Here is a 24,068-nt window from a genome sequence, read left to right on the forward strand (position 1 = left end):
GGCAGGCCGTCAACGGAGTCGGCGCACCACCCGTACCGCCGCAACCTCGCGAAGCCGGTCGACGACGACCGGCCCCACGCCTGGCCCTGCCGGTTTCTGCACCCAGATGAATCGAGGACCCACCGATGTCGGAGACCCGCGCCGACGCCCGCACCCCGCTCGACCGCACCCCGCAGTGGGCCGCCCTGGCCAAGCACCGGGCCGAGCTGGGCGAGACCCACCTGCGCGAGCTGTTCGCCGCCGACCCCGAGCGCGGCCGCACCCACACGCTCCAGGTCGGCGACCTGCACGTGGACTACGCCAAGCACCTGGTCACCGACGAGACGCTGGAGCTGCTGCGCGAGCTCGCCGCCGCCACCGGCGTCGCCGAGCTGCGGGACGCCATGTTCCGCGGCGAGAAGATCAACATCACCGAGCAGCGGGCCGTCCTGCACACCGCGCTGCGCGCCCCGCGCGGCGCCGTCGTCGAGGTGGACGGCGTGAACGTCGTCCCCGCGGTGCACGCCGTCCTGGACAAGATGGCCGCCTTCGCCGACCGGGTCCGCAGCGGCGAGTGGAAGGGCCACACCGGCAAGCCCATCCGCACCGTGGTCAACATCGGCATCGGCGGCTCCGACCTCGGCCCGGCGATGGCCTACGAGGTGCTGCGCTCCTTCGGCAGGCGCGACCTGGCGGTCCGCTTCGTCTCCAACGTGGACGGCGCCGACCTGCACGAGGCGGTCCGGGACCTCGACCCGGCCGAGACGCTGTTCATCGTGGCCTCGAAGACCTTCACCACCATCGAGACCATCACCAACGCGATCTCCGCCCGCGGCTGGCTGCTCGACGGCCTGGGCGCCGGCACCGAGGCGGTGGCCAAGCACTTCGTCGCGCTGTCCACCAACGCCCAGGGCGTGCAGGACTTCGGCATCGACACGGCCAACATGTTCGAGTTCTGGGACTGGGTCGGCGGCCGCTACTCCTACGACTCGGCGATCGGCCTCTCGCTGATGATCGCCATCGGCCCGGACGCCTTCCGCGAGATGCTGGACGGCTTCCACCTGGTCGACGAGCACTTCCGCACCGCCCCGCCGGAGCAGAACGTCCCGTTGCTGCTCGGCCTGCTGGGCGTCTGGTACGGCGCGTTCTTCGACGCCCAGGCGCACGCGGTGCTGCCGTACTCGCACTACCTGTCCAAGTTCACCGCCTACCTCCAGCAGCTGGACATGGAGTCCAACGGCAAGTCGGTGACCCGCGACGGCACCCCGGTCGGCTGGCAGACCGGCCCGGTGGTCTGGGGCACCCCCGGCACCAACGGCCAGCACGCCTACTACCAGCTGCTGCACCAGGGCACCAAGGTGGTCCCGGCCGACTTCATCGGCTTCGCCCGCCCCGTCGCCGACCTGCCCGACCGCCTGGCCGCCCAGCACGACCTGCTGCTGGCCAACTTCTTCGCCCAGACCCAGGCGCTGGCCTTCGGCAAGACCCCGGAGGAGGTCGCCGCCGAGGGCGTGCCGGCCGAGCTCGTCCCGCACAAGACCTTCAAGGGCAACCACCCGACCACCACCATCCTGGCCGCCGAGCTGACCCCGTCGGTGCTCGGCCAGCTGGTCGCGCTGTACGAGCACAAGGTGTTCGTCCAGGGCGCGATCTGGAACATCGACTCCTTCGACCAGTGGGGCGTCGAGCTGGGCAAGGTGCTCGCCAAGCGGATCGAGCCGGTGCTGCTCACCGGCGAGGGCGGCGGGCAGCTGGACAGCTCCACCGCCGCGCTGGTGGCCCGCTACCGCGCGCTGCGCGGCCGCTGAGCCCGGGACCGGGCCGTCCGCTCCGGCGGGCGGCCCGGCTCTCCCCGTCCAGGCTCACGGGGTGGAAACGCCGGAAGGCCCCTTGCTCTCGCAAGGGGCCTTCCGGCTGTCTGTGCGCCGCCAGGGACTCGAACCCCGGACCCGCTGATTAAGAGTCAGCTGCTCTAACCAACTGAGCTAGCGGCGCCTGCTGACAGAGAAAACTGTAGCAGCGGCCGGCGGTCGAGCCAAAATCGAATACCGGCCGCCCTCCGTTCACCCCCGGGTCACCAGGACCGGTTCGGCCACGGCGCCGGTACCGGGCTCGCGCGCCGCCCGCACACAGGCCCACAGCACCACCGAGGCCCCGGGCAGCCAGGGCTCCCGCTCCTCCGGGGCGACGATCCAGCGGCCGGTGCCCCGGCCGGGGGAGTCCGGGCCGTGCACCATCCGCTGCAACGGCGGGACGGTCACCGCGTCGCCCTTGCCGTGGCACAGCAGCGGCGGCACGTCCCGGGCCCACTCCTCCCAGGCCAGCAGCCGGCGCAGCCGGGGCGCGGTGCCGGGCCGGACGAACAGCAGGGTGCGCCCGCGGTAGGCCGCGACCGGGCCGCAGCCGGGGCCGGAGGCCCACAGTTCGTCCAGCACCCGGCGGCCGAACAGCGACGGCATGCTGATCACGTCGAAGGCCCGCCCGCAGGGCAGCACGGAGGGTGCCCACGGGCGGGCCTCCCACAAGGCGCGCATGCTGCGCGGGTACTCGCTGGCGGAGGCCAGCCAGGCCTCCCCGGCCACGGTGACGTACTCCACCGACTGGTGCGTCCAGATGTCCACGCCCAGCAGCCTGCGCCGTGCGCGCCCCCGGCGTGGTGGAAAGCCCCGTTCGCCGGACAGGGCGACGGGCGATCGCGTACCCTTCGCCGCTGGCATATGCCAGCGGCCGGGGAGGGTCTGCGGAAGGGGCCGGGGCGGGACGCGAGGGGCAGGGTTCGAGGGGTGGGATGCGAGGGGCGGGGTTCGAGGGGCTGGGTCAGTCCTCGTGGCGGCGCGGCTGGATCAGGCCTCGGCCGTACTCGATCATCTTGGCCGCGTAGTCCGGGGTCCAGTCCGCGCGCTCGGCGACCTCGGTGTCCGACAGCGCGTCGAACCGGCGCGGGTCGGCCAGCTGCGCGGCGGCGACGGCCTGGAAGTCGGTGGCCCGCTCGGCGGCGGCCCGGAAGGCCAGGGCCAGCTCGGTGGAGCGGCGCAGCAGCTCGGCGGGGTCGTCGATCGACTCCAGGTCGAAGAATCGTTCCGGCTCCGGTTCGGCAGCCTGCGGCTCGAACAGGAGCTGCGCGGGGCGCAGGCGCCTGGTGGGCTCGGGCGTCTCGGCGGGGGAGTCGGGCATGGACGGACACCTCCGGGGTCTCGGTGAGGGAGGGCGGCGGGCTGCTCCGGGCCGCGCCGCCCGGTCGTGGCCGTCGTCCATTGTCTCGCGGCGGCGGCCGGTAGCGGAACGGTGCGCGTGCAGGCGCTATTCCCGGGCGCGCGCCGGGGCGGTGACCCGGGCGCCGCGCTTCCAGGTCGCATGCGAACCGGTTGTACCGGGTACGGCGGCCGCCCGGCGGGCCGGGAAGCACCCGCCGAGCGGCGTCCGTCGAGCAGCACCGTCCACCGAACCGGGAGTACCCCATGCGCGCACTGTCCACCGGCCTCCTGCTGGCCGCCGCCGTCCTCGTCCCCGCCGTCCTCGTCCCCGCCGCCCCGGCCGCCGCGGCGGAGACGGCGAAGGTCGTCACCGGGCCGCCCAGCAGTCCGGGCGGCACCTCCACGGCCACCTGCCCGAACGGCACCCACCTGACCGGCGGCGGCTACCGGCTCCAGCCCGATGCCGAAGGCCCGGTGCGCGCCAGCGGGCCGACCGCCGACGCCACCGGCTGGAGCGCCCAGGCCGCGCACGGGTCCGTGGTGGCCTTCGCGGTCTGCGAGACCGAGGACTGACCGTCCACGACCGTCCGCGACCGGCTACCTCAGCCGGACCCGGTGGCCGCCGAGGTGCTGGAGGACCTGGTGGTTGGCCTCCCAGCCCTCGGAAAACAGCTTGACCATGGAGGTAGCGTCGAGGGCTGTAGGACAAGGGAGGGAACTACATGCCACACCAGCCGAACCCGGGTGCGCGGGTCCTGAGGATGCGTCGCATCAGCCGGGACTCCGAGGACAGCTCTGCCCTGGTCCGCCAGGCGGAGGCCCAGAGCGCTGCCATGACGGCGGGCAAGTACGCCTCCGCCGGAGAGGTGGAGGACTCGTTTGTCTCCGGCGCCATCAGCCCGGAGGACCGGCCCAACCTCGGGAAGTGGATGCGTGAACCGCTTTGGTACGAGTGGGACGCGATCATGGTGACCTCACTTGACCGCATCACGCGGAACCAGACCCACTGGGAGCTGTTCGCGGACAAGTGCTACCAGGGCGGGAAGGACATCATTTGCTTGGATGACCCCTCGCTGGACATCAGGCCCGGCAACGGCCGGATGATTGCTTACATCAAGGCCACCCAGGCTCAGGAGTACAGGGAAGCCATCGTGCAGAAGCGCCGTGACCAGACTCAGTACTACCGTGACGAATCCCTGTGGGGCGGAGGGACGTGGCCGTTCGGCTACCGCGCAGTGCTTGCCGAGCACAACGGTCGACAGCGCTTCAAGCTCATCGTCGATCCCGTCACCGGCCCGCTCGTACGGGAGGCATATGAGCGGATCGTGGAACAGGGCTGGACCATGGGGCGCGTGTGTGCTGACTGGACTGGCCGTGGAGTCCTGACTTCCCAGGACTATCAGCGGAGCGTGAACGCCGCCGAAGGCAAGGCCGGTGTGAAGCATGAGATCAAGGGGTCGAAGTGGCTTACCTCAACCCTGAGCAAACTCCTCAAGAAGCCGGTACTCAAGGGCGTCGCCATGCACAAGGGCGAGCCTCTGCTTAGGGACGGCATCCCGGTGCGGTGGGCCGATCCGATCCTCACGGATGAGGAGTTCGACCAGTTGCAGGCAACGGTCACCGAGCTGGGCAAGTTCCGGGCCGGAATCAAGTCGAATGCTTCCCCGGCGGCAGGCGTCTTCTTTTGCCCCTGCGGCAAGAAGATGTACGAGAACAGCTCGAATACCACGCTGGCAAGCGGTGAGCCGAAGCGACATGAGTACTTCCGCTGCTCCTCTTGGTCCAACGGGACGCCTTGCCCCTTCTCGGTCTCATGGCCACAGGGTCCCCTCTACAGCGTCGCAGAACACGCCTTCCTGACCACGGTTGGGGCAGAAGAAATAACCGAGCGGATATACGTGCCAGGGAAGGACAACCGGAGGCAGATCAAGGAACTGGAGGAGGCTATTGAGAACCTCTCCAACTCTATCGCCCTGGCTTCATCGCTGGTCGTCGTAGAGACCGTCACCAAGACTATGGAGCGCCACGCGGCTACTCTCGAATCCCTTAGGGCGGAGCCTTTCGTCCCTGGTCGATGGGAGGTTCTTGGAACCGGACAGACCTATGCTGACAAGTGGGCTCGAATGGACGGCTGGAAGGAGCGTGGTCCTTTCCTGTACCAAAGCGGGTTCAGGATCTTTGTCTGGGGCCACCCGAGGAAGAGGGATCACGGCGCCGCCGTATATGTCATTCCTCCGAAGGACATCGCATTGAAAGCGAACGAGGCGGGCGGGCCGACTGTCGAGCCGAGTGATCAGCGAAGCTGGGATTTGGCTGCCCTAAAGATCTTCCGCGAGATTCTCGATCTGGAGATCAAGGCACTAAAGGAATCACCGGCGACTAACTGACAGTGAGTACCGCGCACCCATAACTTCATAGCATCAGCCCCCGAGGCGACTCGGGGGCTGATGTATTTCCCGAAGAGTTAGTTAGGAGATGGATGAGTTACCACTTCGCCAAGTTCTATCGGCCTGAGGGTCGAAACACGGCGGTCGGTGCCCCTGGTCTTCACCTTGACCTCCGGCTGTTCTTGCTCGCCATGGACCGCATGCAGCGGGGTGGGCATGCCCCTCTGGGCTCTGGAGAGCTGCAACTGATCCTGACCCGGGAGGACGGCCGGCCGTATAGCAAGGGTCGGTACTCGCAGGCCCTCAAGGCCCTTAAGGACGCGGGGCTGCTCGCCCCGTCCGCCTCGGCTCGATGCCTGCTGGTACCTCTCGCGGTGGCTGGCATGGGCCTCCGCAGGAAGCGGGAGGAGTGCGCTACGCACGGCCACAACATCCCCTGGGACCGGGAGGCCAACGACTGGCTCCATGAGGCGCCAGAGGGCGCCCGGAGGGCCGAGAACGAGGCGGACAACATCAGCCGGGGTGGTTCGGCGTTCAGTCTTGCCGACTGGGCCCGGGGCCTCCGGGAGCAGCCGCGGTTTAACGAAACGGACCCCTCGGCCGCTCAACCGCAAGGGTGAGCATCACGGCTCTTCTCTAATAGAGGTCGCTGCTGCCTGGGCTGAGTGAACGAGGGCCAGTAGCTACCTCAGTAGGGCCGCCTTCAAGGGGCGGCCTTCCTGGAGTATGTGATCTGGGTCTCTCTTCCTGGGCTGCTGTCCGAGAGTAGGCCCAGGGGACACATACGTCCTTAGTGGAGAAGAAGTTTTAACCGAGATTACAACTCTAGTGAGAGAAGTCTTCTTCACTGAGATCTTTAGAGCTGAGTCCGGGGTGAGTCTGGCACCCCGGTTCAGACAGAGGCCCCGGCCTTCTCCTATTGGAGGCCGGGGCCTCTTTTATTTGATCCTCCTGGTACTCACTCGTTGGTTGGAGAGCTATGTATGACTGCGTGAAGGGGAAGGCCCGGCGGATGAGCCTGGGCCTCTCCGTCAAAGATCTGGCCAAGCGCCTGGGGGTTACTGCCCAGGCGGTTTACCAGTGGGAACGTGGCGAGCGAACGCCAAGCCTTCCGATGTTCGTCGCGATTGCCCATTGCCTTCGGATTCCTCTTGAATCCCTCATGGAGCAGGCCAAGGACATCAACACCCGGCAGGCGATCAAGCTTGCCGGAGCCAATCTGATCACCAAGAACGAGAAGTGACCATGACTGACATTGATTCTTTTGAAGGCGGCGTGGAGCAGGCTCCGGAGCCTGTGCCGGCCGATCCCGCCGAGGCCATTCGGGCGGAGATTCACCGCGAGTACGCGGGCAAGCTCGCTCTGGCGGAGCTGAGGGCCCAGGCTGTCAAGGAAGGCATCACCCTCTACGACGGATTCGCTGACTATCTGGACCTGTCCAAGCTGCTCGATACCGATGGCCAGCCGTCACAGGAAGCTATTCAGGAACTCCTGAGCCCTTGGCGGAAGAAGGAATCCGAGTTCGCCGATCTACAGGGCGCCGGGTACCACCGGAACCCGTTCCCGGCCGGGTTCTTCTCGACGCCCTCACTCGATGCCCGCCAGCGCTGACCCTTGGAGGTTCTTTTGGACGGCGCCGATTCGAGCCCGGCTGTGAGCGACAATTCCCCAGAGGATGGGGGCCTTTCAGCCCTTACGGGCGAAGTCAACAAGTGGAAGTCCCTCTCCCGGACCAACGAGAAGCGATGGCACGCCGCCAGCGCGGAACTGGACATTCTCCGCACCGAGCACGCGACCATGGCTGAGGAAGCCGCGGAGCAAATTCGCGCAGACACCCGCAAGGCGGTTCTAGTCGAACTGGGGCCTCAGCTGGTCATGGCCGAGATGACAGCCCAGGCCGCACGGGCCGAGATTGAGATCACCGACAAGGATCTCAAATTCATGCCTCTTGGCCAGTTCCTTGGAGAGGACGGGACTGTGGACCGCGATTTGATCGGCGAGTACATCCGAAGTCGGCCCGATGCCAAGCCGCCTTATGCGCAGAATCTCGGCCTCGGCCGTCAGGGCGGCCCCATCCGGGGATTCTCCGTCCGCTCGCTCGATGCGCGATACCGATAAGACCTAGGAGAAATATTTGAGCTACAGCTACCAGAACTCGCTTTCCAACACCTTTGTCAGCGAGGAATGGAACAACGCGCTCATCACGCAGCTTGACCCGCTGCTGGTATGGGCTTCCCGCTTTGTGACCAACCGGTCCTACGAAGGCAACATCAGCAAGCGTGGCGACACGGTTCATATCAACAGCCTTACTCGTCCGACTGTTGGGGATTACAAGCTTCCTGAGGGCATGACGGCCCAGCGGCCGGAAACCGTGGATCAGCTTCTTCACATCACTGAGGCGAAGTACATCCAACTTCTCGTGGAGCAGATCGAACGGGTGCAGGTCGCCGGGGCGATGAACTCTCCGATCAACCAGGAGATGGTTCGGGCCCTGGCCCGTGAGGCAGACAGTTTCATGGCCCGCGTAATTGCCGCTGGAGCCACTCCCATGCCCAATGTGAAGGTGATGGCCGGAAACGCCCCTCAGGCGCTCTACAGTGCCATTCTGGACCTCATGCTGGCCCTGGACACCAACGACATCCCAGAGGGCCGATACGTGGTCGTCTCGCCCCGCGTGAAGCGGTACCTGATCGAGCACCCGGCCATCGCCAACGCCGGGGCCTACGGTGAGGCCGGGGTAACCGCTAACGGCGTCGTCGCCCGCCTGGCAGGCTTCACGGTGCTCTCCACCACGGCCATGCCCACCGGAACTGACATCGTCGCCGGGCACTCGCGATTCGCCACGTTCGCATCCCAGCTGAGCGGCTTCCGGTCCGGCCAGAGCGAGAAGTACCGCGCGGACTACATCGACGCGGCACACTTCTACGGCGGAAAGATCGTCCGGCTCCCGAATCTCGATACCGTCAAGCCGGACCACACGTTCGACGAGAGCAAGCCCACCAAGGGCATCCTCAAGGCCACTGTCGACTGGCCTACGTCCTGATCATCACACGTTGCGGGCCCTCGCCTTCCTGGCGAGGGCCCGCCTTCTTTGTTTTGAGGCCTCAGAGCCGACTCAGGACGTCCTCACAGGCCGGACAGCGCCGGTTCCGCAGGTAGAACGGGTACCAGGGCTCGCCGGGCCTCTCAGGCCGGTAATGCGAGTGCTCCATGGGCCCGGTGTCCCTACCGCAGAGGGTCCGCGGAAGCGGGTCCTCGGGGGCCTCGGGGTCCTGGCCCGCGGCGTGCACCAGGAGCACGGCCGGCTCCTCGCCCTCCGGGCTCTCTGCCTGGGCCTGGTCCAGCTCGAAGAGGATGAAGCATGTTTGCTCCCCTTGACCCCAAACAAGGCCGAGGGAACGAGCTATTTCAGGAGGTCAGCTTCGCGTTGGCCAAGAAGTACTTGAGATCATCTTCTGCAGGGCTCGGTACATCAATGTATGAGGTCTTGAGTACCTTGCCGTTCTTCGGCTCGCTGGTAACGGTCTTCACGTTCACGCCGACCTTAGCTGTGAGCTTCCCCTTGGCGCGTCCGACCAACTTGTCACCGCTCATGCGGTAGCGCGGGCTGTCCGGTGCGCTGGCGTCGCCGAGGTCGACACCATACAGGGCCTTCCGGTCAGGGTGCTTATCGAGAACATACTGGAGAAGCGGACCGAGGGCAGTTTGCTTGCCGTCGGGAGATTTCAGAGAGATGATCCCCTGGCACTCGAAGTCGACGCTCAGCTCTCCTTCCTCGACGAAGACCACACACTGCACAGTCTTGTGCGCCGGGACCTTGATGGGGTTGTCTACAGACCAACTTTCGCTGACACTGTTGGTCTCGCTTTCGGTGTTAGTTTGGCCAGCCTTAACGGTAATCTTCCCACCCATCTTTCCGATACCTTCAAGCCCGACCTCGACTGAGACCTCCTCGCTGACCTCGAAGGTCTTGGTCTTTGTCGTGGTCACGGTTCGGGTGAGGTTCTTAGAGAACTTGAGGGTCTGGCTCTGCTCTACGCTGGTGCCATTCGTGTAGTCCTGCGAGTAGATTTGCTGACTTCCCTTGTTCGGGATGATTACGGGCGGAGACAGTGTTGCATCGCCCAAAATATCGACGTGAGCGTACTTTAGGAACTCGCCGACGTTGATGAGGGCTTCATCGATCCCCATTTTATCGTGGACGTAGTCGACGATCATCTTACCAAGGTAATCGTTCATGTTCGGCCTCGGTTTCTTGTCCCACCCGCGGCTCGGGTGGCGGATGGCTAAGTATCTATACGAACCGAATCGATCTGGCAACCCGCTCCCGAGGATCAGTTCGATGTCCACTCGAACGGGGGAAGTGGGGGAGCATAATTGACCCCGACGGGGCCACTTGAGTAGGGAATAGAGAATGTGATTGTATGGGAAGTGGCGGGTCGAGTAGCCAAGGCCACCTCTCGCTCTTGCAAGCCTGACAGAATTGGCCTCAAGGGCTGATGCCCCCTCCTTGGGAGGGGGCCTATCTGTGCCTCCAGAGCAGAGAGTCAGAGAAGACAGAGAAAACTCGCTCGGACAGGGGGTATATAACCCCCCTACAAAATAGATGTATGTGTCGGCAGGCCTTGGCAGGGGACAGTTTGGCCGGAAGAGTGGCCGGCGTCACGTCCAGAGGCCTCATTTCATTCATTCAAGGCCTTCCCCGAGGCCGCGGAGCGGCATCTTCACCCCCGAGAGGCCCCAGAAGGGCCTCAGGAGGCCCAAAAATGGCCCCTGAGCAGCCCTCGAAGCCCCGCCGGCCGCCAGGACGGCCTAGGCAGCCTCCAGCCCCGCGGAAAGATTCAAACCCGTACAGAGGGTGAGGACGGTGCCCCCGGCGGGTCCTTTCTCTTGCGAATGAGATATTACCCCCATTGTATTTATCGTTCAGTTACCTAGAAGAAATGCATCCGTGATGGCAGGTGGGGGCTTCTCTGGGGTTTGGGGTGAGAGGATCGAGTTGTTCGCCGGTAGGGCCGGTGGGCGGGAATGGCAGCCGTAAGAAGCAAGGCTCCGGCTGAATCACTCGAACTCACTCCGCTAAGGATCGAAAGAACCCATGCGTACGACTGTCTTGGTGCCCGTAGAGAAGACGTTCTGTGATGCCCACATTGCCAAGGACGGCAGTGAGACAGAGGCGACTGAGTCTCTGACCATTGGTGGTCACGCATGGGATCTGTGCTTGGAGCACGGTGCTGTCTTCACTCGGTACCTGATGGATGCGCTTGGTGCGCCTGGTCAGCCTGAGGCTGTGCCGGTTGCTGTTGAGCCGCCGGTGCCGGTGGCCGAGGACGACGACCAGGACGACATCGAAGAGGACGACGTGACCGAGGCTGAGCCGGAGGTCCGTCCCACGGTGATGGTGAGTGGGGAGATCCCCAACTACAGCTGGGAGGACGCCAGGGAGGCCGTCCGCCGCATGGGCTATGAGGTGGTCGGCAGGGCCGACGCCAACACCGTGCTGATCATCTGCGGTGAGGGCGCGGAGCGGGCGACGAAGAAGCTGCACGACGCAGCCGAGTTCTCCATCCCGTGCTTCGACGCTCGGAGGCCCGGAGCGTTCCGAGACGCCGTATGCGCTGGCGAGTTCAAGGGCGGTGACCCTCTGCCGGAGCCGGTGAGGAAGGACGCTCAGGCCGTCCGGGATGACAAGGCCAAGGCGGCCCAGGCCATCCGTGAGTGGGCTGCGGCCAACGGGGTGACCGTCCGCTCCAAGGGACGCATACCTGTCTCCGTGGTCGAGGCCTACCAGCGCGCTACCCGCCAAGCGGCCTGACCGACCGTACGAACCTGGGGTGGCCGGGATCGGCCCGGCCACCCGATCCCAACCAGTCTCAGGAGAAGAGAAGTTGAGCACCATCACCCTGTACGGGCCCATTGGCCGGGCCGTCGACAAGGTCAGCCCGTACGTCGAGTGCGATCCGGTCGGCATCTACGTGGCCGCTCTGAGCATGTGGTCTGCGGCCATCGGCCAGACAGTGAAGGTGTCCAGCCGGGGCAACGCCCGTCCTGCCCTCGTTTGGAGTGCGTTGGTCGGTGGCACGGGCAAGGGGAAGGGCACGGCTCTGCGGGCCGCGCAGCACATCATGAAGCCCGCCCTCGGCCGCTTCCTGGAGACGCACACCACCAGTGGCATCACGTCTGGTGCGTCCCTGGTCAACTACCTTGCTGAGCAGGTGGAGGCTACGGAGGAGACGGAGGCCGGGCGTGACGTCCGGGCCCTGGTGCTCGAAGAGGAGTGGTCCGAAGTGCTCCGCCGGGTGCGGCGGGATGCCTCGTTCACTGCCAAGCTCCGAAGCGCCTGGGACGGGGCTCCGCTGCGGAACACGACCAAGGCCGAGGTTCAGTCCGTGGATGATCCGGCGGTGGTCTTCCATGCTCACATCACGCCGTCCGACTGGTCCAAGTACATCGGGGCGACGGAAGCGGCCGGTGGGTCCTACAACAGGATCATGCCCTTCGCCCTGGGGTCCGTTCCGATGCTGGATGACGACGGCGCGACTCTGCCCGAGGTGGAGGGCTGGGATCTGACTCAGGCCTACTACTGGGCGGCCGGTGACAGGCGCACGGTCAGCCTCGGAGAGGACGCCCGGCCTCTGTGGAAGACCATTCGCCGGTACGCCCGGATCATCTCCGAGAACCTCCCCGAAGCTCAGGCCGTGTACGTCGAGCGGACGGCCGAACAAACCATCCGGGTAGCGGCCTGCCTGGCAGCCTCGGAACAGTCCGAGGTGATCGACCACGCCTGTCTGTCCGCCGCCTTCTCCCTGGTGCGCTACAGCGTCCGCTGCGCGGTGAACATCACCGGCGGTGCGGCGGCAGGGACGGTCAAGCCTGCCCGCCGGGTGCCGACGCTGGCTGAGAAGGTCCGGGCCCGCATCGAGCTGCACGGGGGCAAGGCGAAGTCCTCCGAGCTGCTGCCGTACGTCGGTGCCTCGGCTGATGAGGTCAAGGCTCTGCCCGGGGTGAAGGTCACCCTCGACCGCTCCGGCCTGGGCCGCCCCGCCACGGTCTACACCCTGACCGAGGACGAGACCGGTCACTCTCCGCACAGCCGGCCGCGAACCCAGCGTGACGAACGCCCGGCCGCGGTCGTCCGCATGGACTCCTACCGCCCGGCCAAGGCCGTGCCTCCCGCCCCTGCTCCCATGCCCGTTCCACGGCCTGAACCGGTCGCCTCGGGGAACCCGTTCCTCGCACTCCTCTGAACGCTCGAAGCAAAGCAAACCGCCCCGGCCTACATGGCCGAGGCGGTTCCTTCATTAGCCCCCCGCCTCATGAAGCGGGGCGTCATGGTTTCCCGACGGACCAACCAACCCAAAGGGCCAAGAGCACGACCACAGCCGACACCGAGACGCGCCACGCCCACAGAAACCGCGTGCACGGACGGCCATCACGCCACAGGCCCGCATCGCGGTACTCGTCCTGCTGCTCAGCGGCCAGAGCCTCACCGAAGTCGCTCACCCGCGCGAGGCCTGCCAATCAAAGAAACCGCCCGGGGCGTCGTCCGGCGGAATCAGGTCCGCGCGCTGAACAACCCGCTCGACACCGCCCCGCAACGGCCGGACGTACAAGCCGTACGTGCGGACCTGCATGATCTCCACGGCGGCACCGCTGCGGCGCTCGTAGACCTGCTGGCCCTCTTGCGGCTTCCATTGCTCCGCCACCGTCAACCCCACAAGCCGATCGCGGTGGTGAGCTGGTCGACGGGCACCTGACGGGGCGGGGCGTCCGGCTCGAACAGCGGCCGGACCAAGGCCTTGCCGTCCTGAGCCCCCACCAGTTCCACCAGATGTCCGGTCGCCAGGTCCTTCCGGATCGGGTTGTTCTCGATCCGCTCCATGAGCTCCGCGTGGGTACGGCGCCGCTTCGGCGGACGGCTCGTGTCGGTCGACTGTGTGAAGCCCGCAGCAGACATGGAGTTCTCCCGTAGCTCTCCGCTTTCTTGGCTGAGTTACCAAGATAGGCGCAAGTGTCGGGCAATTCCACGTTTATGCGCGTGGCTGCATAAATTCCTAGGCTGGGCTCCTGAAATCATCAGACCATCGTTCGAGCAGGTTTCGCATCTCCTGGCCAAAGAGAGCGTAGCTTTCCATCGTGGAATAGGATTCCAGGTGTATTGCTACGTCTTTCGAGTCCCTGAGTGCCAGTACTCCGCTGGTAGTTTCGATAGTGACGAGGGATGTGTCGTAGATGGTAAAAGTATCCATGGGCGCTACCGGCATGAGGCCTTTCAGGGGGATCACCCCGATTCGGACGTTGGGTAGTCTCGAAATAGAGGCGAGCCGATCTAGCTGCATTGCCATGGCCGGCGCCGCGATCAAGGGCCATCTGACTGCCATTTCAGACAGCAGGAACGTGAATTTCTTGCTGGTGTCGTAGAGGACTTCTTGGCGGCTGAGCTTTCGTGCAATGAGCCTGCTTTGGTCGCCTTCCAGGTGCGCAAGGCTGGCCCTGATGTATTCGGGTGTCGATAGAAGTCCTGTAATCATCGACAGTAGGAAGAATCTAAACTCAGTAGATGAGGATTCCAGGCTGGCAAGTTCTTGCTGCTTGTGGTGGAGTCCCTTCCGTCGGAGTGCCCGCAGGCCTTGCCACTCGGTGTGCGCCAGGCGTGCGAGCTCCGTGACCCTGGTCAGCACCTCCGGCGGAGCCTCCAGGGCCCGAAGGATCTGTTCAACGTCAACGAGGCTGGCTGGGCTTTTCCCATTCTCAATCCGGGAAATCTTGGATTGAGACATGTTGCATCGCGCAGCGAGCCGGGCCCCAGAGAGCCCGGCTCGCTTTCGCAATTCTTTTAGTGCTGCAGCTAGTTCCTGCTTGGACTGGCCCAGCTGCTCAGGTTGGAGCGTCACGACCGGACGTACTCCAGGAACGGAATCGATTCCGCAGTGGCTACCCGCTGGTATTCGATGAAGGGGGCAGGGTCACCCTCGGAAAGCTCGCGGCTGATCTGCGTCCCATCCGCCCTGTAGTTCATAAGGACGATCTTGGACTTGTCGAACATCCAGAAGTCCTGTGCGGCCGGGAGAGGGTTCTCCCTGTCGGTGACGTCGAGGATTCTAATATCCTCACCGGCCTTCACGTGGTGCCGGTAGTAGTATTCGAACTCGAACCGGAGGTAGTCGGAAAGCGGGCGGGTGATGATGTGGACGCGGCCGACTCGCTTTCCCTCGGCCGTCCACTGTTCCAGATTATCCATCCATCCGGAGTTGTAGTCGTCGGGTGACTTTGCTCCGGCCAGGAATCGGGCAAGCTTCTCGGATTCCTGCGGCATGGTATAGGTGGGAAGCGTTTCGAGACGCCATGCCTCCGACTGCATGGAATCGAAGCACTGATTCCAGGCGTCACCAGCCAAGAGCACGGAAGGCCTCCCTCAGGACGCTCTCGGGGATCTCGACCAGGCCTTCGCCAGCGGGCGGGGTGAAGACGTGCGACAGGTCGCCCTGGACCACGAACGAGCCCTTCTCTGTGCGGTAGACGTTGGGGCAGTCCTGCTCTCCGCACTCGCCGCTGCCGCTGCCGGTAAGGCGGGTGAGCGCTTCACGTCCAGACATGTCAAGCCTCCTTGTTTCAAGCCGGTTTGACGAACTGACAGTCACGCTAGACGCGGCGAGGTCGGGCCGTCCATGCATAGACGTGACTATGCACGTCAATGACTAAGGATCTTGGTCGGGCATTGCGGCGTGGGGCATGGAGGTGCAGCGGGGCAAGACAGGCCTCTCCATGAAGGGGGCGGCATCACGGCCGTGTGAGGTTCCGCCTGAGGGCTGGTCAGTGCAGTCTGACGCGGTACTGCATCCAGTGCTCCAGTGTGGTAAAACTTGCCTCCCAGCCGTCCGGGAAGGCCACCGGGACCCCGAGCTGGACCGGCTCGGTCGACGGGTGCTCGTCCAGCAGTTCGGCGATCCTGGCCCGGGCGACCACGATGCACGCGTGCCGGTGCCGGGAGGCGAGCACGCAGAGCCGGCCGGTCTCCAGGTGGAAGGCGGTCGCGTCGGGGCGCCCGGAGAGCGGGTGCAGCACCACGGTGACGTCGTACTCCCGGCCCTGCAGCCGGTTCGCGGTGTCCACCGTGACGGCCGGCCCGACCGTGCCGTCCACCGGGACGCCCACCTTGAGCAGGGCCGCCCGGACCGCCGCCGCCTGGTCCCGGTGCGCCGTGCCGACGGCGATCCGGTCCGCGGTGAGCGGCGCCTCGCCCTGCTCGGAGCGGGCGGTCAGCCCGCGCTCCAGCAGTCGCCGCACGGTCGCCGCGACGGCCGCCACCGCCTGCGGGTCGGTCCGCACGGTGTGCCGGGCGGGCAGCTCCAGCAGCGCCCAGCCGTGTTCGGCCGCCCGGTCGATCACCGCGTCCAGCGCCGAGCCGTCCGGGCGGACGGCCGGGGTCAGCCCGCGGTCGTCCGGGCCGGTGCCGGAGCGGAACGGCGTGTACGGGTAGAACGCCCGGGAGATCAGCGGCGCCGCGCTGGCCGGCAGCCGCCAGGAGACCGGCAGCCGGTGCGGCTCGATCTGCGGGTTGTGCGCCAGCATCGTCACCACCGCGCTGCTGGACGGGTCGTAGGACAGGCCCGCCCACTGCTCGGTGCCGACCACGGTGAACGGGTCCAGCTGGCCCGGGTCGCCGACGAACAGCGCGCGCTCGAACAGCCGGGCCACCGCCAGCAGGGCGTCCGAGCGCATCTGGTACGCCTCGTCGACGATCGCGTGCCGCCACGGCGCCTCGGCCCGCACCCACTGCCACTTCGCGGCGGTGGAGATCACCACGTCGTGCTCGACCAGGTCGGCGACCTTGTCGGAGGGCGTGACATTGGCGTGCCGGAGCACCTCCGGGCCGGGGCGGGAGTCCGCCGCGTGCAGTCGGCCGATCGTCAAGTCCGGTGCCTTCTCGGCCAGTCGGCCGACCAGGTCGTCCACCTGGCCGTTCGTCTGGGCGACGACCATCAGCCGCTCGCCGGCCGCCACCAGCTCCCGGGCCGCCCGCACCACCAGGGTCGACTTCCCGGCACCGGGCGGGGAGTCCACCACCACGCCGCGCGGCGCGCCGACCGCGGGGTGGACGGTGGCCGCCAGGATCCGGGCCACGGCGGCGTCGGCGGCCGCCCCCGGGGACTGCGCGTCGATCGGTTCGGCCATCACTCCCACTCCTCGACGGCGACAGCGGTGGTGGCGGACGGTGCGGCGGACGGCGGGGCCGGGGAGGCGCCCGGCGGGCCGCCGTGGGTCCACGGGGTGTCGTCCGGTTCGGGCAGCGGCGCGGACTGGCGGACCGTCAGCTCGAACAGGGTGAAGGTGACCGGTTCGCCGGGCTCGGGCAGGCTGCCCGGCTCCGGCTCCTTCTTGCGGCCCATGCCGGACAGCACCCGCAGTGTGATGGTGCCCTCGGCCGGGTCGACCGCCACGATCCGCGCCTTCTGCGCCGTCGGGCCGTGCACCCGGTGTGCCTCCCGGCCGAGGTCGGCGTGCGGGCGGTCGGTGGTGCGCAGGGTGACCAGCGGGCGCGGCTTGGGGGAGCGGCCGGTGGTGTCGTAGTCCGGCACCACCTCCGTCACCACCCCGCTGAACGCCTCGCCGGACAGCCGGTGTTCGGCCATCGCCAGCGGGTCGTCCAGGGCCTCCTGGACGTCCAGCCGGGCCTGCTCGCGCTCGCGCTGGGCGAGTTTGCGGGCCGCGGTGACGGCGTCGTCCTGCCGGGGCTGCGGGGGCTCGCCGGCCGCGAGGCGGTCCCGGTGGCCGGTGTAGGACCAGCGGTCGCCGGTCCAGCGCTCCTCCAGGTGGCCGGCCGGCGGCAGGGCGCGCAGCAGGTCCAGGCCCCGCCAGACGTCCCGCCAGGTCGGGAGGAGGACGGCGGACAGCGCCCGCTCCAGCTGTTCGACCGCCGCGCGGACGGCCGCCCGGGCGCGCTCGGCGGCGGCCTCGTCGCGCTGCTCGGTGCTGTGCTGCAGGGCGTTGACGGCCGCGTCGTAGCGGGCGATCGCCGGGGCCAGCACCCCTTCGTCGAAGGCCGGGTCGGTGGCCGGGCCGGCCGGCGGGTGCACGAGTTGGCCGTGCTCGTCGCGGGCGGACTCGGCCAGTTCGGCCGCCCCGGCCCCGGTCAGCCCCGGCGGCGGAGCGTGCCAGGCCAGCCGGGCCGCCAGGTGCTGGTCCTCCAGGTGGCTCTGGCCGGTGGCCCAGTGCCGGGCGAGCAGGCCGGTCATCGGCAGCAGCAGGCTGGAACCGGGCACCTGGGCGCGGTCGGTGAGGTGGGTCAGCCAGCGGCCGAGCAGCGGCACCCGCAGCGGTGCCGGGTGGGGGCCCGGGTCGGCGTCCTCGGCGGTGCGGCGGAAGCGGGTGGAGCGGCCGATCAGGGCGAGGTGGTGCACGCCCCCGCCGTTGGGCACGATCAGCTGCGGCGCGTCCGTGCACAACTCCCGGAACACCTGGGTCTTCTCGCCGCTCTCCGGGTCCTTCTCGGAGCCCTCGATCTGTTCGACGTCCGTGCCGAAGGACTCCAGGTAGGGCAGCAGGTCGGCGGCGAGCGCGGCCAGGTAGTCGAACCGGAGCGTGCGGTTGAGCGGCTGCGGCACCAGGTGCAGCCGGGGCGCGTCCCGGTCGGTGCCCAGCAGGACGGCCAGCGGCGCGCCGGCCTCACCGGCGGCGGTCAGCGGGACGACCACCATCGGGCGCTCCGACAGGTGCCGGTGCCGGACGGTGGCCAGCGGCTCGGCCTGCCCGCTGCGGACGGCCTCCAGCCGGGCGAGGGTGGTCAGCAGGCTCATGCGGTCCCGCCCAGGGCTTCCGCGCGCAGGGCGGCGGCGTAGGCCAGGCGTGCGGCCGCCTCGTGCGCGCCGTCGCCGTCCTCGCCGTCCCCGTCCCCGTCCCCGTCCCTGTCCTCGCTGGCCTCGCCGTCCTCGCCGTTCGAGCCCCCGGCGCCGGCCGCAGCGGCCAGGGCCTCGGTGACCGTCCGGAGGTCGCCCAGCTCGCCGCGCACGCCCCGGCCGAGCTGCTCGACCCGGTCGTCGCAGCGGGCCCGGGCGCGGCAGTGGAAGCCGAGTTCGCAGGTGGAGAGGCAGTCCGGGCTGTAGGCGGCGGGCACCGCTTCGACCGAGGCGGTCAGCTGTTCGGTACTGCGGGCCGGGGCGCCGTCCTGGTCGGCGGCCAGGTCGAAGTCGGTGCCGGGCGGCAGCGCCTCCAGCAGCCGGCCGATGCCCGTCATCCGGCTCAACTGGCGGCGGGTGGTGGCCAGCTCGCGGCGGACGTCGACGGCGACCGCGGTCGGCCGGTTGCCGAAGTCCTTCGGGCAGACCAGCAGCACGGTGGTGCGGGGGCTGCCCGGCAGCCGCTGCTCGGTGTACGGGTCGTCGGCGAGCGGCAGCCCGGCGGCCGCGGCGGCGGCGTGCTGGAGCGCCAGCACGTACACGGCGGCCTGGCGGGCGGCGGCGCCGACCTTGGCCGGGTCCGCGCTGCCGTCCAGCACCGGGAAGGACTTGATCTCGACCACCGTGCACCGCCCGCCGTGCACCACCAGGGCGTCCGGTTCCAGGTAGGCGGTGCTGCCGGCGACGGCGAGCCGAAGCATCGGGTGGTCCAGCAGCGTCCAGGCGTCCGGGTCGGCGGCGGCCCGGGCCAGGGCCTCGGCCGTCCGGTCGGCGCGGACGGCCGGGCCGGAGCGGTGCAGCAGGTCCGGGACCAGCAGCGGGGTGCGGTCGTCCGCGGGGACGCCGAGGTGGGCGCGGAGCGGCTCCAGCAGGGCGGCGTGGTCGTCCGCCTTCAGCCGGGACTCGAAGACCAGGCCGCGGGCGATCGCGAACGGGGACTGCCCGAAGGGGGCGGGGCGGCCGAGCCGGGCGGCCAGCACCGACTTGTCCACTCCGGCCGCGTCCAGGACGGCGCGGCGGTGGCAGCCCGGATTGGCGGCCAGGGCGGCGAGGGAGCGGGCGTTCAGACTGCGCTGCGGGGCCGGTCCGCGCAGCTCGGCGAGCCGCAGGGCGAGCGGCTCAGCGGGCCCGCCGAGCGGGACGTTCGTCGAGACGTTCATGGTGCGGCCCAGTGTCGCATCCGGGTCCGACAACGCGGTGCGGACCGGGCGGCCGGGGCCCGCGATCGTGGCCGCCGTGCCGGTGGGGGATCATGGAGCCCGGTGCTCAAGGGTGAGACCGACCGTTGACCGCCCCGTTGCGAGGAGCCTGCCATGCCCGCCCGAATCGTGCTGGTCCGCCACGGTGAGACCGAGTGGTCGGCCACCGGCCGTCACACCGGCCGCACCGACATCCCGCTGACCGAGGAGGGCCGGGCGATGGCCCGGGCGCTCGGCGCCCGACTCGCCGAGGCCCCCTGGAACGGCCTGCCGGACGCGCTCGTCTACACCAGCCCGCTCGGCCGCGCGAAGGAGACCTGCGCGCTGGCCGGCTTCGGCGACCGCGCGGTCGACCGCCCCGAACTGCTGGAGTGGGACTACGGCCAGTACGAGGGCCGCACCGGCGCCGACATCCGGGCCACCGACCACCCCGGCTGGCTGATCTGGCGCGACGGGGTGCCCGGCGGCGAGAAGCTCTCCGACGTCGCCGCCCGGGTGGACGCCTTCCTGGCCGGACTCAACGAGGAGCACGGCGTCCCGGAGTCGGACACCACCGAGATGCACTGCGCCGACCGGGACGTCGTCCTGTTCGCGCACGGCCACCTGCTGCGCATCCTGGCCGCCCGCTGGCTGGGCCTGCCGCCCGAGTTCGCCCAGCGGTTCAAGCTCGGTACGGCGGCGCTGTGCGTGCTGTCCTGGGAGTACGGCGCCCCGGCGGTGGAGGTCTGGAACGACCTGTCCCACCTGGAGGGGCTGAACGCGGGCCACTGAGGCCGGTGGTGACGACCCGTCACGGCGGTCGTCGGTCCGCTCAGGCCGCCGCGGCCCGGTCGTAGCCGATCAGGAAGCGGCGGACCTCGGCGACCGAGGCGTGCTGCCGCAGCCGCCCCGCGGTGTCCGCCAGCATGCTGCGGATCCGGGCCGATCGGACCTCGCCGAACAGTGCGACGGCGGCCGAGCCGTGGTGCGCCGCCCCCGTCAAGTCCCCCCGGCCCAGCCGGTCGTGGGCCAGTTCGGCGGTGTACAGCACCCGGTTGCGGACGAAGTGCGGCTCCTGGAGCGCTATGGCCAGCGCGGCCTGCTCGCTGGCCCGGTCCCAGTCCTCCAGGGCGGACCAGCACTGCGACTGCAGCCCGGCGATCTCCGCCTCGCCGAAGAAGGACATCCACTCCGGGTCGGTCTCCGACGGCCCCCGGTCGAACAGCGCGTAGGCCCGGCCGATCGCGCGTTCGCAGGCGGAACGGTCCCGCAGCACGGCCCAGGCGCCGGCCTCGCGCATGGCGAGCAGGGCGAGCAGCCGGGCGGAGTCCACCTCCCGGGCGGCGGACTGCCCGGCCTGCGCGGCGCGCAGCGCCTCGCGCGGGCGTCCGGCGTCCCGGGCGAGGAAGGCGCTGTTGCAGAAGACGTGCGCCTCCAGGGCGGAGTCCCCGGCCATCCGGGCGGTGGCGAGCGCCTCGGCGTAGAACGAGCGGGCGTCCGCCAGCCGGTTCGAGTCGTGTGCCAACCAGCCCACCGAGATGGCCAGTTCACCGGCCCCGGCCTGGAGCCGGCGCTCGGTCTCGGCGCTGTACTCGCCCTCGTTGAGCAGGACGTAGGCGGTGCGCAGGGACTGTCCGGCGAGTTCGTACAGGGCGTCCGCGCCGTGGGCGTCGTCGGCCAGTCTGATGTCCCGGACGGCCTGTTCGACGCCGAACACCTCGGCGGCGCCGACCTTGCGCAGCGGCGGCACCGGCCCGGGGCGCCCGAACACCACCGGATCGGCGCCGTGCAGTGCGGGCGCGGCGAACTCCGCACCGGGGAAGGCGGATCGGCCGGGCGCCGGGCCGAAGCCGGGGCCGGTGGCGGTGACGGCAGGGGCGACCGGGCCGGCGGCGGCCGGCCGGTCGATGCCGATCACGGTGGCCAGCGCGGTGGTGCCGCCGGCCAGGAACGTACGGCGACGCACGTCGTCGTTCTCCTCGTCGAGATAGGGCGATCCATCGGGCCCCCTGGGCACCGCGCCGGCCATCGGCCACGGGGGCCCGTCCGGAGCGGTTGGATCCGCGTACGGCGAGGCAGCGTACGGGAGTTGAGTGGAGAGTGGTGAGCGCGGGGCGGGCAGGGGCGGGAACGGTGGATGGACCGGGAGGTGGAGCGCGGCCGCCCCGGCGGACGCCCCGCCGCCGTTCGCCGAGCGGCGGCGGACGGCGGTGCGGGGGGCGAAGCCGAGGTCGGTGAGCGTGCATCCCGGCCACATGTGCCGGAACACCCGCTCGTAGGCGTAGTTGGGGCAGCGGATCTCACCGGACTCGACCCGTCCGACGTAGCGGGCGTCGCAGGACACGTGCTCGCCGATCTCGCGGGCGGCGCGGCGGACGGCCGTGGCGAACTCGCCCGGTGAGCGGTCGCCGCGCAGTGCGCGCATCACGGTGTTGGGGGACGGTCGGTTCGGCTCGGCCGGTGGGGTGGCTGCCATGGCGCCGAGAGTACTCGGAGTCACCGGTCGGACACATTCGGTTGGTGCGACATCTGCTGTCAATCCGGTGCAAAGCGGGCATTGTTGTCGGATATCCGCCATGAAATGCCATGCCTTGCTGTAATGCGCCCCGTGGCCTCCGGCGGTCCCGCGGCGTTGTCCTGATATGTGGAAGCCCAGGCCGTCCCCCCGGCCCGTCCCCGCCCCGCGGCCCCACACCCGGCGGCAGGGCTTCCGAACCGACGAGGTACAGGAGGGCCCATGATGGCCACCGGACTGCCGCAGCACCGACCCGTCGCCGGGGGCGTGCTCGCCGCCGCCGTCCCCGCCCTGCTCCCCGACCCCGCCGACGACCGGTTCCCCGGCCGGGGCCCGGTCGAGGGCGGCCGGGGCTCCTGCGGCGGACTGCGCCGGGACGCCGTCGTCCCGGCCGAGGACACCCTCCTCACCGGCTGCGACACGGTGACGGTCGCCCTGCGGCACGGCCTGGAGGCCGTCGACATCCTCAGGCTGCGCCGCGCCTGCGGGGCCGTCCTGCAGAGCCGCAACGGCAGCACCGTCTCCTTCCTCGTCCCGGCCGGCACCTGGGAGACCTGGCACCTGCCCGGCAGCTCCTGTACGGCCGGCGCCCTGGTGCCCGGCGCCACCGACCCGCGCTGGGTGATCCCGCCCACCGGAACCGGCCGCGCCACCCGCCCCACCGACGCCTGGGTGCTCCGCTCCGCCCTCTGCGAGGCCGCCTGCACGCTCACCGCGGGCGGCCTCGGCCCGTTCTAGCGGGCGTGCCGCGCGGATCAGGCCGGGCCCGTACGCCTCCGACCGGATCCCCGTGGCACGCCCCCGGGCCAGGGGGCGCCCGCTCGGCGGTGACCTGCCCGGACACCTGCCTCTGTCGCCGTCCGGCGACTCCCGGCCCCTGTCGCCGTCCGGCGACTCCCGGCCCGTGTCGCCGTCCGGCGATAATGGCCTCCATGGGACGAAGCAACAGGGCCGCGCGCAGCCCCGAACCGGAGCTCGCCACCGGCGCGGACGGCCGTACCCACGCCCAGGGGCCGCTGACCCGCCAGGTCGGCTCCGGCCTGGCCGAACTGCGCCCCGACCGCGACCGCCCGCACGCCTGGACGCTGCTGGTGGACGGCGCCCCGCAGTCCCTGGTCGACCTCGCCGACCCCACCCACCTGGGTTTCGAGTACCAGCGCCGGCTCGGCCACCTGATCGACCTGGTCGCGCCGCCCGGCCGTCCGCTGACCGTCCTGCACCTGGGCGGCGGCGCGCTCACCCTGGCCCGCTACGCGGCCGCCACCCGGCCGCGCTCACGCCAGCAGGTCGCCGAGATCGACACCGCGCTCACCGAACTCGTCCGCGCCGAACTCCCCCTGGAGCGCGGCTGGCAGATCAAGGTCCGCGGCGGGGACGCCCGCGACGTGCTGGAACGCACCCCCGAGGGCAGCGTCGACCTGGTCATCACCGACGTCTTCTCCGGCGCCCGCACCCCGGCCCACTGCACCACCGTCGAGTTCACCACCCTCGCGGCCCGTGCCCTCGCCCCCGGCGGCTGGTACGCCGCCAACATCGCCGACGGTGGCGCGCTGCCCTTCGCCCGCTCCCAGGTCGCCACCCTCGGCGCGGTCTTCCCCGAGCTGGCCCTGACCGCCGACCCGGCCGTGCTGCGCGGCAAGCGCTTCGGGAACCTCATCCTGGCCGCCGCCCACACCCCGCTCCCGATCGCCGACCTGACCCGCCGGGTCGCCTCCGACGCCTCCCTCGGCCGGGTCGAACACGGCCGCGCCCTGGCCGACTTCACGGCCGGCGCCATCCCTGCCACGGACGCCACTGCGGCGCCCTCCCCTGCGCCGCCGCCGGGCGTCTTCCGCTGACGGTGCCGGTGCCGGTGTCCTCCGGTGCCGTCCGCCGTGCGGTAAATCCGTTGGTGTGCGGTCCGGTTGCGGCGCACACTG

Annotated in this window: 25 protein-coding genes and 1 tRNA gene; 13 read left to right on the plus strand and 13 right to left on the minus strand. The window is 69.2% G+C overall.

Annotated features, from left to right (window positions below):
* Positions 1–125: 125 nt before the first annotated feature.
* Positions 126–1,787, plus strand: coding sequence for a glucose-6-phosphate isomerase (gene pgi / locus ACFC1T_RS04340; protein ID WP_375883336.1), 1,662 nt, complete (start codon positions 126–128; stop codon positions 1,785–1,787).
* 113 nt (positions 1,788–1,900) lie between these two features.
* Here the strand turns inward: pgi and ACFC1T_RS04345 are convergent.
* The 3 genes from ACFC1T_RS04345 to ACFC1T_RS04355 form a co-directional block, all read right to left on the minus strand.
* A tRNA-Lys gene (locus tag ACFC1T_RS04345) sits at positions 1,901–1,974 on the minus strand.
* A gap of 68 nt (positions 1,975–2,042) precedes the next feature.
* On the minus strand, positions 2,043–2,600 hold the full coding sequence (locus ACFC1T_RS04350; RefSeq protein WP_375883338.1) for a bifunctional DNA primase/polymerase: 558 nt from the start codon (positions 2,598–2,600) through the stop codon (positions 2,043–2,045).
* A 196-nt stretch (positions 2,601–2,796) separates the two neighbouring features.
* Positions 2,797–3,153, minus strand: a complete 357-nt coding sequence (locus tag ACFC1T_RS04355; RefSeq protein WP_375883340.1) for a hypothetical protein — start codon at positions 3,151–3,153, stop codon at positions 2,797–2,799.
* Between the two features lie 284 nt (positions 3,154–3,437).
* On the opposite strand from ACFC1T_RS04355, the gene ACFC1T_RS04360 reads away from it, so the two are divergent.
* The 7 genes from ACFC1T_RS04360 (at position 3,438) to ACFC1T_RS04390 (ending at position 8,603) form a co-directional block, all read left to right on the plus strand.
* Positions 3,438–3,746, plus strand: a complete 309-nt coding sequence (locus tag ACFC1T_RS04360; protein WP_375883342.1) for a hypothetical protein — start codon at positions 3,438–3,440, stop codon at positions 3,744–3,746.
* A 149-nt stretch (positions 3,747–3,895) separates the two neighbouring features.
* Positions 3,896–5,560: a recombinase family protein gene (locus tag ACFC1T_RS04365; RefSeq protein ID WP_375883345.1), complete on the plus strand. Its 1,665-nt coding sequence runs from the start codon at positions 3,896–3,898 to the stop codon at positions 5,558–5,560.
* 92 nt (positions 5,561–5,652) lie between these two features.
* Complete coding sequence (locus tag ACFC1T_RS04370) at positions 5,653–6,180, plus strand: hypothetical protein (protein ID WP_375883347.1); 528 nt, start codon at positions 5,653–5,655, stop codon at positions 6,178–6,180.
* A gap of 392 nt (positions 6,181–6,572) precedes the next feature.
* Positions 6,573–6,803: a helix-turn-helix domain-containing protein gene (locus ACFC1T_RS04375; RefSeq protein WP_375883350.1), complete on the plus strand. Its 231-nt coding sequence runs from the start codon at positions 6,573–6,575 to the stop codon at positions 6,801–6,803.
* A 2-nt stretch (positions 6,804–6,805) separates the two neighbouring features.
* Positions 6,806–7,171: a hypothetical protein gene (locus tag ACFC1T_RS04380; RefSeq protein WP_375883353.1), complete on the plus strand. Its 366-nt coding sequence runs from the start codon at positions 6,806–6,808 to the stop codon at positions 7,169–7,171.
* Positions 7,172–7,186: 15 nt separating this feature from the next.
* The gene (locus ACFC1T_RS04385; RefSeq protein ID WP_375883356.1) at positions 7,187–7,678 is read left to right on the plus strand and encodes a hypothetical protein; all 492 of its coding nucleotides are present in this window, start codon (positions 7,187–7,189) and stop codon (positions 7,676–7,678) included.
* A 16-nt stretch (positions 7,679–7,694) separates the two neighbouring features.
* Positions 7,695–8,603: a hypothetical protein gene (locus ACFC1T_RS04390; protein ID WP_375883359.1), complete on the plus strand. Its 909-nt coding sequence runs from the start codon at positions 7,695–7,697 to the stop codon at positions 8,601–8,603.
* Positions 8,604–8,968: 365 nt separating this feature from the next.
* Here ACFC1T_RS04390 and ACFC1T_RS04395 read toward each other — a convergent pair whose 3' ends face one another.
* Complete coding sequence (locus ACFC1T_RS04395; protein ID WP_375883362.1) at positions 8,969–9,910, minus strand: ETX/MTX2 family pore-forming toxin; 942 nt, start codon at positions 9,908–9,910, stop codon at positions 8,969–8,971.
* 748 nt (positions 9,911–10,658) lie between these two features.
* Here ACFC1T_RS04395 and ACFC1T_RS04400 point away from each other — a divergent pair.
* Positions 10,659–11,375, plus strand: coding sequence for a histone-like nucleoid-structuring protein Lsr2 (locus tag ACFC1T_RS04400; protein WP_375883365.1), 717 nt, complete (start codon positions 10,659–10,661; stop codon positions 11,373–11,375).
* Positions 11,376–11,448: 73 nt separating this feature from the next.
* A complete protein-coding gene (locus tag ACFC1T_RS04405) occupies positions 11,449–12,807 on the plus strand; it encodes a DUF3987 domain-containing protein (protein ID WP_375883368.1) in 1,359 nt (452 codons plus the stop codon).
* 252 nt (positions 12,808–13,059) lie between these two features.
* Here ACFC1T_RS04405 and ACFC1T_RS04410 read toward each other — a convergent pair whose 3' ends face one another.
* The 8 genes from ACFC1T_RS04410 to ACFC1T_RS04445 form a co-directional block, all read right to left on the minus strand.
* Positions 13,060–13,272: a hypothetical protein gene (locus ACFC1T_RS04410; RefSeq protein WP_375883370.1), complete on the minus strand. Its 213-nt coding sequence runs from the start codon at positions 13,270–13,272 to the stop codon at positions 13,060–13,062.
* A complete protein-coding gene (locus tag ACFC1T_RS04415) occupies positions 13,269–13,442 on the minus strand; it encodes a hypothetical protein (protein ID WP_375883373.1) in 174 nt (57 codons plus the stop codon). Before ACFC1T_RS04415 ends, ACFC1T_RS04410 begins: the two co-directional genes overlap by 4 nt.
* Positions 13,443–13,614: 172 nt before the next feature.
* On the minus strand, positions 13,615–14,454 hold the full coding sequence (locus ACFC1T_RS04420; RefSeq protein ID WP_375883375.1) for a helix-turn-helix domain-containing protein: 840 nt from the start codon (positions 14,452–14,454) through the stop codon (positions 13,615–13,617).
* Positions 14,451–14,963, minus strand: coding sequence for a DUF6879 family protein (locus ACFC1T_RS04425; RefSeq protein WP_375883377.1), 513 nt, complete (start codon positions 14,961–14,963; stop codon positions 14,451–14,453). Before ACFC1T_RS04425 ends, ACFC1T_RS04420 begins: the two co-directional genes overlap by 4 nt.
* Positions 14,947–15,156, minus strand: a complete 210-nt coding sequence (locus ACFC1T_RS04430) for a hypothetical protein (RefSeq protein WP_375883380.1) — start codon at positions 15,154–15,156, stop codon at positions 14,947–14,949. The genes ACFC1T_RS04425 and ACFC1T_RS04430 overlap by 17 nt, the downstream gene beginning before the upstream one ends.
* A 217-nt stretch (positions 15,157–15,373) precedes the next feature.
* The gene (locus ACFC1T_RS04435) at positions 15,374–16,735 is read right to left on the minus strand and encodes an AAA family ATPase (RefSeq protein ID WP_375883383.1); all 1,362 of its coding nucleotides are present in this window, start codon (positions 16,733–16,735) and stop codon (positions 15,374–15,376) included.
* A complete protein-coding gene (locus ACFC1T_RS04440; protein WP_375883386.1) occupies positions 16,735–18,357 on the minus strand; it encodes a hypothetical protein in 1,623 nt (540 codons plus the stop codon). The genes ACFC1T_RS04435 and ACFC1T_RS04440 overlap by 1 nt, the downstream gene beginning before the upstream one ends.
* On the minus strand, positions 18,354–19,616 hold the full coding sequence (locus ACFC1T_RS04445; RefSeq protein WP_375883388.1) for a hypothetical protein: 1,263 nt from the start codon (positions 19,614–19,616) through the stop codon (positions 18,354–18,356). Before ACFC1T_RS04445 ends, ACFC1T_RS04440 begins: the two co-directional genes overlap by 4 nt.
* Positions 19,617–19,769: 153 nt before the next feature.
* Here ACFC1T_RS04445 and ACFC1T_RS04450 point away from each other — a divergent pair, with 153 nt between their 5' ends.
* Positions 19,770–20,426, plus strand: coding sequence for a histidine phosphatase family protein (locus ACFC1T_RS04450; protein ID WP_375883391.1), 657 nt, complete (start codon positions 19,770–19,772; stop codon positions 20,424–20,426).
* Positions 20,427–20,466: 40 nt separating this feature from the next.
* Here the strand turns inward: ACFC1T_RS04450 and ACFC1T_RS04455 are convergent, their stop codons facing one another.
* Positions 20,467–22,110: a tetratricopeptide repeat protein gene (locus ACFC1T_RS04455; RefSeq protein ID WP_375883394.1), complete on the minus strand. Its 1,644-nt coding sequence runs from the start codon at positions 22,108–22,110 to the stop codon at positions 20,467–20,469.
* A 261-nt stretch (positions 22,111–22,371) separates the two neighbouring features.
* On the opposite strand from ACFC1T_RS04455, the gene ACFC1T_RS04460 reads away from it, so the two are divergent.
* The gene (locus ACFC1T_RS04460) at positions 22,372–22,887 is read left to right on the plus strand and encodes a hypothetical protein (protein ID WP_375883397.1); all 516 of its coding nucleotides are present in this window, start codon (positions 22,372–22,374) and stop codon (positions 22,885–22,887) included.
* Between the two features lie 194 nt (positions 22,888–23,081).
* Complete coding sequence (locus ACFC1T_RS04465; RefSeq protein ID WP_375883398.1) at positions 23,082–23,987, plus strand: spermidine synthase; 906 nt, start codon at positions 23,082–23,084, stop codon at positions 23,985–23,987.
* Positions 23,988–24,068 lie beyond the last annotated feature (81 nt).

This window comes from Kitasatospora sp. NPDC056076 (genome assembly GCF_042266305.1).
GTDB lineage: Bacteria > Actinomycetota > Actinomycetes > Streptomycetales > Streptomycetaceae > Kitasatospora.